At 73.2% G+C, this 12,617-nt stretch carries 11 protein-coding genes; 5 read left to right on the top strand and 6 right to left on the bottom strand.

Annotated elements, in window-relative coordinates; translation table 11 throughout:
• The first annotated feature begins 252 nt into the window (after positions 1 to 252).
• Positions 253 to 2,391 (top strand): bifunctional glycosyltransferase 87/phosphatase PAP2 family protein, encoded by a 2,139-nt coding sequence (locus IE258_RS36080; RefSeq protein ID WP_189750058.1) that lies wholly within the window; start codon positions 253 to 255, stop codon positions 2,389 to 2,391.
• Here IE258_RS36080 and IE258_RS36075 read toward each other — a convergent pair.
• Entirely contained in the window at positions 2,351 to 4,009 is a 1,659-nt protein-coding gene (locus tag IE258_RS36075; protein ID WP_189750057.1) for a DUF8823 domain-containing protein, read from the bottom strand. The two genes, IE258_RS36080 and IE258_RS36075, sit on opposite strands and share 41 nt — an antisense overlap.
• 207 nt (positions 4,010 to 4,216) lie before the next feature.
• On the opposite strand from IE258_RS36075, the gene IE258_RS41815 reads away from it, so the two are divergent.
• Genes IE258_RS41815 through IE258_RS36065 form a run of 3 tightly spaced genes read left to right on the top strand, consistent with a single transcriptional unit; the run spans position 4,217 to position 6,070 of the window.
• Positions 4,217 to 4,342, top strand: a complete 126-nt coding sequence (locus IE258_RS41815; RefSeq protein WP_268256360.1) for an ATP-binding protein — start codon at positions 4,217 to 4,219, stop codon at positions 4,340 to 4,342.
• Between the two features lie 59 nt (positions 4,343 to 4,401).
• Positions 4,402 to 5,340: an alpha/beta hydrolase gene (locus tag IE258_RS36070; protein ID WP_189750056.1), complete on the top strand. Its 939-nt coding sequence runs from the start codon at positions 4,402 to 4,404 to the stop codon at positions 5,338 to 5,340.
• 10 nt (positions 5,341 to 5,350) lie between these two features.
• The gene (locus IE258_RS36065; RefSeq protein ID WP_189750055.1) at positions 5,351 to 6,070 is read left to right on the top strand and encodes a helix-turn-helix transcriptional regulator; all 720 of its coding nucleotides are present in this window, start codon (positions 5,351 to 5,353) and stop codon (positions 6,068 to 6,070) included.
• 17 nt (positions 6,071 to 6,087) lie between these two features.
• Here the strand turns inward: IE258_RS36065 and IE258_RS36060 are convergent, their stop codons facing one another.
• Complete coding sequence (locus tag IE258_RS36060) at positions 6,088 to 6,678, bottom strand: cysteine hydrolase family protein (RefSeq protein WP_189750054.1); 591 nt, start codon at positions 6,676 to 6,678, stop codon at positions 6,088 to 6,090.
• 154 nt (positions 6,679 to 6,832) lie between these two features.
• Between IE258_RS36060 and IE258_RS36055 the strand changes: the two genes are divergently transcribed.
• The gene (locus IE258_RS36055; protein WP_189750053.1) at positions 6,833 to 7,825 is read left to right on the top strand and encodes a GlxA family transcriptional regulator; all 993 of its coding nucleotides are present in this window, start codon (positions 6,833 to 6,835) and stop codon (positions 7,823 to 7,825) included.
• A 152-nt stretch (positions 7,826 to 7,977) separates the two neighbouring features.
• Here the strand turns inward: IE258_RS36055 and IE258_RS36050 are convergent, their stop codons facing one another.
• The 4 genes from IE258_RS36050 to IE258_RS36035 form a co-directional block, all read right to left on the bottom strand.
• On the bottom strand, positions 7,978 to 8,652 hold the full coding sequence (locus IE258_RS36050; RefSeq protein ID WP_506417439.1) for a lytic polysaccharide monooxygenase auxiliary activity family 9 protein: 675 nt from the start codon (positions 8,650 to 8,652) through the stop codon (positions 7,978 to 7,980).
• Positions 8,653 to 8,843: 191 nt separating this feature from the next.
• Positions 8,844 to 9,689, bottom strand: a complete 846-nt coding sequence (locus tag IE258_RS36045) for an ECF transporter S component (protein ID WP_189750051.1) — start codon at positions 9,687 to 9,689, stop codon at positions 8,844 to 8,846.
• Positions 9,686 to 11,383 (bottom strand): ABC transporter ATP-binding protein, encoded by a 1,698-nt coding sequence (locus IE258_RS36040; RefSeq protein WP_189750050.1) that lies wholly within the window; start codon positions 11,381 to 11,383, stop codon positions 9,686 to 9,688. Before IE258_RS36040 ends, IE258_RS36045 begins: the two co-directional genes overlap by 4 nt.
• Positions 11,380 to 12,564 carry an energy-coupling factor transporter transmembrane component T gene (locus IE258_RS36035; protein ID WP_229892641.1) on the bottom strand — a complete coding sequence of 395 codons (1,185 nt, stop codon included), beginning with the start codon at positions 12,562 to 12,564 and terminating at the stop codon, positions 11,380 to 11,382. The genes IE258_RS36040 and IE258_RS36035 overlap by 4 nt, the downstream gene beginning before the upstream one ends.
• Positions 12,565 to 12,617 lie beyond the last annotated feature (53 nt).

Below are 12,617 nucleotides of genomic sequence, written 5' to 3'. Positions count from 1 at the left end.
GCTTTTCGTTGCACTGTGCACCAAAACGGGGTGCACGCAGGAGACATGCGCGCGCCGTGCGCCGTCCGGCCACCCGCGAGCTGTGATCCTTCTCGCTCCCCGAAACGAAAAGCGGTCCGCTGTCAGGTTGAGTGGGGGGCGCTCGCGTCTCCCTACGGGGGTGGTGCGAGCCTCATAGGGTTCGCAGGGACGACACACTGCGTACACGAGCTCGGTACGCGGGGTACGAACGGGGCGGGAGGCCGACGAGGCGTGGCGAATGCGGAGCACAGTGGGCGACCGGCGGAGTCCTTCGGAGCCTCGGCCGCCGACGTGAGCAGAGCACGTTGGCGCGTCGCACGCCTCGGCCTGTGGCTGATCGCGGCCGTCCTGGCCGTACGGCAGGTGGCCGCGGTCCTCGGCACCCCACGGGGGGAGCGCCTGACGGACCTGGAGACCTGGGTCGGTGAGCACGGCGTCCTGCACGTGGAGGGGTCGCTCTACGACTCCACGCAGTTCACCGGCACGCCGTTCGTCGGCCTCGTCCTCAAGCCCTTCACCCGCGCCGCCGAGCAGGCCCTCGGCTGGGGCTGGACCTTCGGCTCGCTGCTGCTCGTCGTGGCCCTCGGCCTGGTCGCCGCCCGCGCCCTGCCCCAGCCGGTCGGACGCCGTACGGCGCTGCTCGCGGCGCCGGTCGCCATCAGCCTGCTGATGCTCTCGCTCCCGGTGCGCAACGCGTTCTGGCTCGGGCAGACCAGCATCATCCCGGTCCTCCTAGTCCTGCTCGGCTGCTTCGCCGTACGCGGAGCCCGGGGCGACCGGGTGGGCGGCGTGCTGATCGGCGTCGCCGCCGCCTTCCAGCCGACCGTCCTGCTCTTCGTCCCGCTGCTGTGGTTCACCGACCGCAGACGCGCCGCCCTGTCCACCGGGATCACCTTCGCCGCCTGCACCGCGATCGCCTGGGCGGCCATGGCGCAGGACTCGTACACGTACTGGGTGCACCACATGGCCGGCGTCGGCCTGGGCGGCGAGGCCGACGACCTCGCCAACCAGTCGCTGCACGGCGCCCTGCTCCGCCTCGGCCTGAACGGCCCGCTGGAGATCGCCCTCTTCCTCCTGCTCGGCGCGGCCGTCGCCGTCCTCGCCCTGCGCCGCGCCGTGCGCTACGCCCGCGACGGACAGCTGCTGCTGGCCGTCGCCGTCACCGGCTGCGCGGCCGTCGCCGTCTCCCCGGCCACCTGGCAGCACCAGCTGCTGTGGGTGCTGCCCGCGGTGGTCGGCCGGGTCGGCAAGCGGGCCTCCGACCGGTACGTGTGGCCGGTCGCCGTCGTCCTGGTGATGACGCTGCCCGCGAAGATGATGCTGCCGAACATGGCGGCCCTGTACCCGCTGCGGGACAACGTCGTGCTGCTGGCCGCGCTGGCCGCCGCCGTCGCCGTGCCCTTCCTGGCGCGCACGTCGCCGTACTTCGAGAACCCGGTCCCGACGGCCTACGCACCGCCGGTGCCGACCCGCTTCAAGCACGTCCCGCTGCTGCCGTTCCTGCGCCGGGTCCTGACCCGCCCCAACCTCCTGCTGGAACTGCTCCTCATCCGGGTCACCTACGCCGCCTACTCGCAGGTGCGCCTCGCGGCGACCGGCGGCAGCAACTCGGCGGGCCGGGCGCGGGCCGAGGAGCACGGGACGCAGATCCTCGACATCGAGCGCTTCCTGCACATCGACATCGAGCACGCGATCAACCACGCAGTCGTGAAGGTCGGCTGGCTGCGGGACTTCTTCGACTTCTACTACACGTCGTTCCACTTCGTCGTCCCGCTGGCCGTCCTCGGCGTCCTGTACTGGCGCCGCCCGGTCGACTACCGCTGGGCCCGCGCCTCCCTGGGTTTCGCCACCCTGCTGGCCCTGGTCGGCTTCTGGCTCTACCCGCTCGCCCCGCCGCGGCTGATGCCGGGGCTCGGGATCATCGACACCGTGCACGGCGTGCAGGACTTCACGAAGCCGGACTACGGCACGCTGACGCACCTCACCAACCAGTACGCGGCGATGCCGTCGCTGCACTTCGGCTGGTCGCTGTGGTGCGGGATGGTGATCGCGATCATCGCGCCGAGGGTGTGGATGAAGGCCCTGGGCCTGCTCCACCCCCTCTTCACCGTCTCGGCGATCGTGGCGACCGGCAACCACTGGGTCCTGGACGCGGTGGGCGGCGCGGCCGTGGTCGCGGCGGGCTTCGGACTGACGTACTGGTTCCAGGGCCCGCGGGCCAGGACGGTCACGGCGGCGGCGAAGGCGGCCGGGGAGCCCGTGGCGACGGCGGAGGCGGCCGGCGAATCCGCGGCGGCGGCCAAGACGGCCCGGGAACCCGCGGCGGACGTCAGCAGCGACCTCCCGGCGAAGGACCGTACCGGGAGCTGATCCGGTACTCACCCGGCGCGTCGACCGACAGCCGGGTGAACTCGCCGTCCCGCGTGAGGCACCCGCTGTCGCTGCGCAGCCACGGCGACCAGGCGACCCGCACGGTCACCGCGCCGGGCTCCTCCACGCGCAGCACCAGGTCGGCGGGGGCGGCGGTCACGACGCTGCCGGGCGCGGAGACCAGCGGTACGGCGTCCCGTACCCGGAAGACCTGCCAGTGCGCGTCCCGCCAGACGGGCTCCAGCCACTCGGGCCGCAGCTCCGGGTCCCGGACCAGCTCGGCCTCGGCCCTCGCCGGACCGTCCGGCTTGCCGAGCGGGGCGACGACGAAACCCACCGCCCACCGGTCCAGCCACTGCCGGTAGGTGGCCGCGGAGAAGGTGCCGTCGTAGAAGAGGCGGCCGCGTTCCACGTCGAGCTGCCGGTTCCAGCCGCGGGCCAGGTTGACGTGCGGGGCGAGCAGGGTGGCCTCGCGGTGATTGCGGGCCGGCACCACCTCCACCCGTGTGCGATCGGCGCCGAGACCCTTCAGGGCGTCCACGACACCGTCCGTCTCGGCGGCCCAGGCCGGCACGGTGGTGGAGACCTTCAGGTCGTCGGCGGTCTTCTTGCCGACCCACCCCGAGGAGTAGACGACCGCGACGGCCAGCAGCCCTGACACCAGCCGCACCAGCCGCCGCGACCGGGCCGCGGTGAGCGCGGGAGGGGCGGAGAGCAGCGCGGCCAGCAGCACGGCGGGCGCGAACAGCTCGGCGAACCGTTCGACGTTCGTGCCGACCGGTGAGGCGATCAGATACGTCAGCACGGTCCCGAGCGCGTAAACGGCCCCGCTCCACCGGGCGACCCGCCAGGTACGCGGGGCCAGCACGGTGACGGCGAGGCCGAGCACGACCGGCGGCCATATTCGGGCGAACGGCATCGGCTGCTCCCCGGTGAAGGGGAAGAACAGCGTCGTCAGCCCGACCACGGCCGCCGGGGGTATGAGCAGCACGAGGGCGCGCCGCCAGTCCCGTACGAGCAGGAACGCGGCCCCGACCACGGCCAGGAACAGCCCGGCCACAGGCGAGGCCATCGTCGCCAGCGCCGCGTATCCGGCGGCGAGCCACAGCCGCCGCTCCCGCACCAGCGGCACGCAGGCCGCCAGCGCGAGGGCGACGCCGAGCGCGAAGGTGGTCCGGCCCGAGGCCACGTCGCACCACAGCGCGAGGGAGGCGAGCAGCGCGGGCCACACCGGCCTGCGCACCCCGCACCGCACGACCAGCACGGCCGCGAGCCAGGAGGCGGCGAGCCCGGACACGACCGTGACCGTGCGCACGCCGAGCGCGGCCATCAAGTACGGGGAGACGACGCTGTAGTTGACGGTGTGCATCCCGCCGTACCAGAACAGCCCGTACGCCGAACCCCCGTGCCGTGACACGAAGTCCGCCCACGCCTCCTGCGCGGCCAGGTCACCGCCGCCCGTGGCGAGAAACGCCCACCACACCGCGTACAGCGGGATGGTGGGCAGGGTCGCGAGCAACGGCACGCGATGCCGGTGCCCGAAGGCGCGCAGGGCGTCGCTCGCGCGTCTGTCCCGACGCCGTTCGGGCCGGGGGACGGTCAGTTCGGCAGGGGCCACGGTCGGGGTTTCCGTTCGGCGTCGTCGGGGTGCACGGCGGGGACACGTGCGAAGACGATAAATCGAACAGAAACGTTGACCTGGGCCGGGGCCCGACTACTCGGCGGTGGCGGCCCAGCCGACGAAGGCGGTGAACGTGGCGGGGCGAGCGGGGTCCGGGTGGAGGTGTCGGAGGGGAGCCCCCGGCAGCCCGTACCGTCCGCCTGGGTGAGCGACGACGCGGAGGGCGGCCGGGGGTTGATGCTGCTGGAGGCGGTGGCCGACAAGTGGGGCGTGGGGCCGGGGCCGAGGGGCGGCAAGACGGTGCGGTTCGAGTGCGGGGGCGGGACGTGACGTGGTTCACGGGGAAAGGGTGACAGGGTGTTGTCGCGGACAGCGGCGACTGTCGGCGCATGACGATCACAGATGAGGACTGCCTCGCCGAAACCCTGACATTCAACGCCCGGTTCGAGGCTGCTGCCGCGAGCCGTCCGCCTCGTGGGCAAGCGGTGGATGCAGACGTGCTGGCGCGTCTGCGGCGTAATCGGCTCGGTGGCGACACGCCACCCGTGCGACTGCCGCAGGGCCAGGACCGCGTCGTCGCGGGCGGGGTGAAGGTCCGAGCGTTCGTGCCGGATCACGTCGACGGCGTGTATCTGCACATACACGGCGGCGGCTGGGCGTTCGGGTCGGCGGACGGGCAGGACGAGAAGCTGTGGCGGCTTGCTGTGGAAGCCCGGCTGGCCGTGATGAGTGTGGACTACCGTCTGGCGCCGGAGCATCCGTTCCCCGCAGGCCCCGACGACTGCGAAGCGGCCGCCCGGTGGCTGGTGGACCACGCCGAGGCCGAGTTCGGCACGGGGCGGCTGTTGATCGGTGGTGAGTCGGCCGGTGCCCACCTGAGTGTCCTGACCCTGCTGCGGCTTCGCGACCGGCACGGCATCACCGGTCCGTTCCGTGCGGCCCACCTGGCCTTCGGCCCGTACGACCTGTCGATGACACCGAGCCAGCGGCTGTTCGGCTGCCGGCGGTTGCTGAGCAACTCCGACTCCGTGCGGCGAAGTTATGAGCTCTTCACGCCGGGAATGGGCCCGGAGGAGCGCCGCGACCCGGAGGTCTCGCCGCTGTACGCCGGTCTGACCGGCCTGCCGCCCGCCCGGTTCGTCGTCGGCACCCAGGACCCGCTGCTGGACGACTCGCTCTTCCTGGCTCAGCGGTGGCAGGCGGCCGGGGCGCCGGTGCAACTCGGCGTCGTCGCAGGCGCGATGCACGGCTTCACCCTGTTCCAGTCGACCGTCACCGCACGCGAACAGCAGCGGGAGCGGGACTTCCTGGCCGGCGCGCGACGGTAGCGTCGGCCCCATGAACCGCACTCCTCGGCTCTACGCACTGGTGGAAGAGTTGCGCGCGGCGGCGCCGCGAACGTTGACGGTCGCAGCGCTTGCCGCGCGGTTCGAGGTGAGCACACGCACGGTGCAGCGCGATCTCCAGGCGCTGATGGAGGCGGGTGTCCCGGTGCGCACCATGCCCGGGCGGGGCGGCGGCTGGTCGATCGACCGGGCGATGACTCTCCCGCCGATCCGGTTCACCGCCGAAGAGGCCGTGGCGCTGGTCGCCGCGCTCGCCGTCGCCGACGCCTCCGCCCTCTATGCCGGCGCCGTCCGTACGGCGTCCCAGAAGATCGCGGCCTCGATGACCGGCCCCGCCTCGACGGCTGCCGAGGAACTCGCCGCCCGGATCGTCGTGCTGCCGACGCGGACGGCGGGGGCGGTCCGGACCGCAGTGGAGCAGGCTCTCACCGACGGGACGGTGCTGCGGCTGTCCTACGTCAGCGCGGCGGGGCAGGAGAGCGACCGCGACGTTGAACCGGCCGGGCTGCTCACCGCCGACGGCAAGTGGTACCTCATCGCCTGGTGCCGCACGCGGCAGGCGGGTCGAGGCTTCCGACTGGACCGAATCACCGCGGCGGCTCCGACCGGTGAGCGGGCGCGACCCCATGAACTGGCCGGCCTGCTGCTCGGCTCGGCCGCCGCCGGCGCGGTGCAGCCCACCGCGCTGGCTTCACTCATCCCCCCGCCATGACAATCGGAACTACTCACCTAGGTCAGGGACTCCTGCGACGGTACGACGACCCCGTACATGTCGGCGACGGTGGCGAGGGCGCCGTAGTGCACCTGGCGGGCGTCGAGTTCGGTGTCCGCGACCGGGAGGGCGCGGGTGGCGCAGGCGTCGGCGACGACCGTGGGGCGGTTGCCGCGCAGGAAGGCGCCCTGGGCGGTGAAGGCCACGCACATGTGCGTCATGAAGCCGATGACGACGAGGTCGTTGTTGCCCGCCGCGTCGACGTGCTCGCCGAGGTCGGTGCCGAAGAAGGAGTCCGGCGCCTTCTTGGTGACCACGGGTTCTCCGTCGACCGGCGCGACGCTCGGGTGGATCTGGCCGACCTCGGCCCGGAGGTCGTACGGGCTGCCCTCACCGCCGTCGTGAACGACGTGGACGACCTTGGCGCCCTCCCGGCGGGCGCGCGCCAGCAGTCGAGCCGCCGCGTCGAGAGCGGCCTGCCAGCCGTCGAGTTCCATCACGCCGGTCGTGTACGTGTTCTGGTAGTCGACGAGGACGAGCGTGGAGTCGGCGAGCTTGGCGGGGGTGTCGTCGAGCCCGCTGAGGCGGCGCAGCGTGGTTCTGGGCATGGGTGCTCCCTCGGATTCGGGTGTGCGCGGCAGCCGTTGCGTCGGCCTGCTCCTACGACGCTAGGGCTCGCACGGCGATGTCGGCAATGTCATCTAACCTGCAGATACCGACATGGCCGTGGGGCCGTGCGGCCGCGCGACCGTGGGAGGGACCGTGAACCCCGTCGGACGACTGATCGTCGTCGTGCTCTTCGACGGCGTCGACCTGCTCGACGTCACCGGACCGCCGGAGGTGTTCTCCCTCGCCCGGCGGGAGACGGAGGACGCGGCGGGCTACGAGGTGGTCCTCGCCGCCCAGACCACGGGCCCGGTCACCACCGCCGCCGGTGTCCGCGTCCTGCCCGATGCCACCTTCGAGGAGCTGTCGGGGCGGCGCATCGACACCCTGATCGTGCCCGGCGCGGTCGAGATCGACGGCCGACGCCGGGTCAGGGCGCTCACCGACCCCGTCGTGGTCGAGTGGGTGCGGCGACTCGCGGAACGGACCCGGCGGGTCACGTCCGTCTGCGTCGGGGCACACGTGCTGGCCGCCGCCGGGCTGCTCGACGGCAAGCGCGCCACCACACACTGGTCGACCGCGCGGCAACTGGCCGACGAACATCCGGCGGTGGAGGTCGACGCCGACCCCATCTTCATCCGCGAGGGTGACGTGTGGACCGGCGCGGGCATCAGCTCCTGCCTCGACCTCGCCCTCGCACTCGTCGCCGACGATCTCGGCGAGGCGGTGGCGCTGCGGGTGGCCCGGCAGTTGGTGATGTACCTGAAGCGGCCGAGCGGGCAGAGCCAGTTCAGCGTGCCGTTGGAGCAGGTCTCCACGACCCGGCGCGTCGAGGACCTCCGCCACCACATCATGCGCAACATCGCCGCACCGCTCACCGTCGCCGACCTCGCGGCCCACGCCCACGTCGGCGAGCGGCAGCTCACCCGGATCTTCAAGACCGAGCTGGGCACGACCCCGTACGCCTACGTCGAGTCGGCGCGCGTGGAAGTGGCACGCCAGCAGCTGGAATCCACCGACGCGACCCTGGAACGCGTCGCGTCGGCCTGCGGCTTCGGCACCGTCGACACCCTGGTCAGAGCCTTCCGCCGCAGGCTGGGCACGACACCGACCGAGTACCGCCGCCGGTTCCGGACCCTCCCCGCCTGAGGTGGGTTCCCGGGCACGGAACGCCGAGGGCGGGAGCCCCGCCGGGGCAGGTGGCCGAGGGGCCCCTGCCCCGACGGGGCTCGGTCGGTCTGCCGGGCGGGCGGCTCACCGGCGCCCGGCGAAGGCCGGTGCCGTGCGCGGGGCTCCTCGGCTCAGCCGAAGTTCACGTCGCTGCACCACATGTACGCCTGGTCGAGGTGCGAGGCCTGCCAGATCACGAACAACACGTGGTGTCCGGTGTACCCGGAGGTCTGGACGGGGAAGGTGATGTTCTGTGCCGGGGCGTAGCTGCCGGTCTGCGTGATGAAGTCGAGGTTGCCCCAGCCCAGGGTCTGGGTCTTGGGGTCGAAGCCCTGCTTGCTCACGTAGACCTTGAAGTAGTCGGCGCCATGGGACGCCTGGTCGTACAGCTGCACGGAGAAGTTGCTGCCGACGTTGGTGGTCTTCCACTGGCCGGGCTTGTCCAGACTGGCGTTCCTCGACAGGTTGTTGCTGCAGAGCGTCCCGTCGGGGGTCTTCGCCTGGAACTGGCCACCGAGGCCGTCGCGGAGGGCACTCATCCAGTTCCACATGGTGTCGGCGTTGGCCTGGAAGGCCTGCCAGCACATGGGGTCCTGGGTCTGCATGGCCGAGTTCGTGTGGTTGCTGCCCCACGTCTGCCAGCACTGGTACGCGCGGGTGGCGGGAGAGACGATGGTGCCGTGGGCCTGGGCGGGGGCGGACCAGGCCAGTGCGCCGACGACCACGGCGAACAGCATGACGAGCGCCTGGAGAGGTCGGCGGAGGGCCGACCGCGAGCGCCGGGTTAACGGACTCGTTGTGCGCATGTGGGGGGAACTCCTTCCAGAGACAGGGCTGTAATGGGAGCGCTCCCAAAGTGACGACTCCTCAATGAAATGTCAATGAAACAGACAAACTTGATCACGGAGTCCGGAGGGGCAACGGCTTAGGATGACGCCGCGTCAGTTCACGGTCCCGCGGTGGCACCGCCGTCGGTGCCCCGGTCACGTGGCGCGGCTCAGCCGGTCGGCCGCTCGAACGTGACCGGCGCCTCGAAGGCCGCTCTGCGGGTCGCGCGGCGCAGGGCCTTCAGGACCGGGGTGCCGAGGGCGAGGGTCAGGACGACCGTCATGGCGGCGCGGCCGCCGTCCCAGCCCAGTGACGTGGCCAGGCAGTAGGCGAGGAAGCGGGCCAGGTTGTCGGGGACCGACGCGTCCGGGTCGAAGGCGATGTTCGAGGTGAGGGTGTTCATGAAGGTCCAGCCCGCCAGGTTCATCACCGTGCCGTAGGCGAAGGCCGCCAGGCAGCCGTACGCGGCCAGCATCAGCAGTTCCGCGCGCCCGCGCAGGCGGTCCGGGCCCGGCAGCAGGCCCGCGCCCATCGTGAACCAGCCCATCGACAGCATCTGGAACGGCATCCACGGCCCCACCCCGCCGGTGAGCAGCGCGGACGCGAACATCGTGACCGAGCCGAGCACGAAGCCGAAGCCGGGGCCGAGGACCCGGCCGCTGAGCACCATGAGGAAGAACATCGGCTCCAGGCCCGCAGTCCCCGCGCCGATCGGGCGCAGCGCCGCGCCCGCCGCCGCCAGCACGCCGAGCATCGCCACCGCCTTGGGGCCCAGACCCGACTCCGAGATCGTCGCCGCCACCACCGCCACCAGCAGGACCAGCACGCCCGCGAACAGCCATGGCGCGTCCTGTGTGTGCGCGTTCAGCGAGGCGTCCGGCGGGGCCAGGAAGGGCCACCCGAAGCCCGCCACCCCCACCGCGCTGACCAGCAGCAACGCGGCGACCGAACGCGGGCCCAGGCGGACCGCGCGGGCCTGGCGGTCGCGGGGAGCGGCGGCACGGTCTCCGGTCACGACAGGGCCTCCCGCACCTGGGCCACGGTCAGCCACTTCCTCGGCGCCAGCACCTTGGCGACCTGCGGGGCGTAGGACGGGGAGGCCACCACCACGTCCGCCGCCGGGCCGTCGGCGATCACCTCGCCCTCCGCGAGCAGTATCACCCGGTGGGCCAGTTCGGCGGCCAGTTCCACGTCGTGCGTGGCCAGTACGATCGCGTGGCCCTCGGCCGCCAGGTCGCGCAGGATGCCGGCCAGCCGGGCCTTCGCCGCGTAGTCCAGGCCGCGTGTCGGCTCGTCCAGGAGGAGGAGGGGAGGGCGGGCGGTCAGGACGACGGAGAGGGCGAGGGTGAGGCGCTGGCCCTCGGAGAGGTCGCGGGGGTGGGTGTCGTCGGTGACACCCGGGAGCAGTTCGGTGAGCAGGGCGCGGCAGGTGCCGGGGGCCGCCTCCGCGTCCCGGTCGGCGGCCGCGCACTCGGCGGCGACCGTGTCGGCGTACAGCAGGTCGCGCGGCTCCTGCGGGACCAGGCCGACGCGGCGTACGAGGTCGCGGGGCGCCGTGCGGTGCGGTACGGCGTCGCCGGTCCGGACCGAACCGGCCGACGGTTCGACCAGGCCGACGAGCGCCGAGAGCAAGGTCGACTTTCCGGCGCCGTTGCGGCCCATCAGGGCGACCGTCTCGCCGGCGGACACCGTCAGGTCGATGTGGCGCAGGGCCTGGACGCGGTCCCGGCGGACGGCGAGGGAGCGGACCTCGGCGGCGTACGGGGTGGGGGACGAGGGGCCCGCCTCGGGCTTCCTGCGCAGGCGCACGCGCCGACGGAACGGGGCGGGCCGCAGGGCGGGGGGTGCCGGGAGCGGCGCGGACGGGGGTGGTGTGTGGTCCGGGATCTCCCGGTCGGCCAGGCGCTCGCGCAGGGGCGCGGCCCGGCGGCGGGCGTCCCGGATCGTCAGCGGCAGCGGGGACCAGCCCGCCAGCCTGCCCAGGCCCACCACCGGCGGGTACACCGGGGACACCGCCATCACGTCCGCCGGAGCGCCGAGCAGTGGTGCCTCGCCGGGGGCCGGGAGCAGGACGACCTGGTCGGCGTACTGGATGACCCGCTCCAGGCGGTGCTCGGCCATCAGGACCGTCGTACCGAGGTCGTGGACCAGGCGCTGGAGGACGGCCAGCACCTCCTCGGCGGCGGCGGGGTCCAGGGCGGAGGTCGGCTCGTCCAGGACCAGCACGTCCGGGTGCGGGGTGAGGACCGAGCCGATCGCGACCCGCTGCTGCTGGCCCCCGGAGAGCGTGGCGATGGGGCGGGACCGCAGGTCGGACAGGCCCAGCAGGTCCAGGGTCTCCTCGACACGCCGGCGCATCACGTCCGGGGCGAGGCCCAACGACTCCATGCCGTAGGCCAGTTCGTCCTCGACGGTGTCCGTCACGAAGTGGGACAGCGGGTCCTGGCCGACCGTGCCCACCACGTCGGCGAGTTCGCGCGGCTTGTGGGTACGGGTGTCGCGGCCGGCCACCGTGACCCGGCCGCTCAGCGTGCCGCCGGTGAAGTGCGGGACGAGGCCGCCGACCGCGCCGAGGACGGTGGACTTGCCGACTCCGGAGGGACCGGCGAGCAGGACGAGTTCGCCCTCGGGGACCTCGAAGTCGATGCCGCGGACGCTGGGTTCGGCCGCTCCGTCGTACGTCACGGAGACATCCTCGAAGCGGATCACGACGGCTCCTTGGCGGGTACGGGGGCGGGTACTGGGGCGGGCTCGGGCTCGGGCTCGGGTGGGAGGGCGGGCTCGGGTGCGGGAGTCACGAACGCCGGGAGCAGGCCGAGGAGTACGGCCGCCGCCGGCCACAGGGGGAGGGTGGGCGCGGTCAGCGGGACCACGCCCGGGTGCAGTGCCGCCGGGTCGCGGGCGGCGGCCAGGAACAGGAGCGCGGCGACCGCGACGCCGGAGCCGGTGACCAACCAGGCGCGGGCGCCCCAGCGGTCCGGGCGGTAGCGGGTGCGGACGGTGCGCCGGCCGCCGAGCCACAGGCCCCCGAGCGCGGCGGCGCCACCGGCCAGGAGTACGGGGATGCCGTACGTGCCGCCGGCGGCCGTCAGCAGCCCGTACGTCCCGGCGCAGATGCCCAGCAGGCCGCCGAGGGTGAGGGCGGCGGTGGTACGGCGCACGGCGGGCGGGACCTGGGCGGTACGGCCGTAGCCGCGGGCGTCCATGGCGGCGGCGAGGGCGACGGAGCGCTCCAGGGCGCCCTCCAGGACGGGGAGGCCCACCTGGAGCAGGCCCCGCACGCCCCGGTCTGGGCGGCCGCGCAGGCGGCGTGCGGCGCGCAGGCGCTGGACGTCCGCGATGAGGTTCGGCGCGAAGGTGAGGGCGACGACGACGGCGACGCCCATCTCGTACAGGGCGCCGGGGAGGGACTTGAGGAGGCGGGCTGGGTTGGCGAGGGCGTTCGCGGCGCCGACGCAGATGAGGAGGGTGGCCAGCATCATCGCGTCGTACAGCGCGAAGGTGATGCCCTCCGCGGTGACCCGGCCGCCGAGGCGGATGCCCTGCGCCCAGTCGGGGAGGGGGACTTCGGGGAGCGTGAGGAGGGTGTGGGTGCCGGGGATGGGGGAGCCGAGGACGGTGGTGAACAGGAGGCGGATGAGGAGGACGGCGAGGGCGAGTTTGACGAAGGCGCCGTAGGAGCGGGCCCAGGGGGCGTGGGGGCGGCGGGTGATGACGACGTAGGCGGAGACGGTGACGAGGAGGGCGAGGAGGAGGGGGTTGGTGGTGCGGGTGGCGGCGGTGCCGAGGGATAGCGCCCAGAGCCACCAGGCGCCGGGGTGTACGGGTTCGCGGCGCTGGTGGGGGGTGGGGGCGCTTGCCGGCGTTGACAGGGTGCCGCCTGCGCCCACCCTCCCCCACGCTCGGCTTCGCTCGCGCGGGGGGACCCCCATCGCCCCAGCGG

It is taken from the genome of Streptomyces tendae, from assembly GCF_014650435.1.
Lineage (GTDB): Bacteria > Actinomycetota > Actinomycetes > Streptomycetales > Streptomycetaceae > Streptomyces > Streptomyces tendae.
This window is presented reverse-complemented; position numbering and strand designations above follow the sequence as displayed.

Coding starts and splice junctions, on each gene's coding strand:
- IE258_RS36050 (WP_506417439.1), bottom strand. CDS start 8,652: ATGCGCACAACGAGTCCGTTAACCCGGCGCTCGCGGTCGGCCCTCCGC.
- IE258_RS36060 (WP_189750054.1), bottom strand. CDS start 6,678: ATGCCCAGAACCACGCTGCGCCGCCTCAGCGGGCTCGACGACACCCCC.
- IE258_RS36065 (WP_189750055.1), top strand. CDS start 5,351: ATGAACCGCACTCCTCGGCTCTACGCACTGGTGGAAGAGTTGCGCGCG.
- IE258_RS36070 (WP_189750056.1), top strand. CDS start 4,402: ATGACGATCACAGATGAGGACTGCCTCGCCGAAACCCTGACATTCAAC.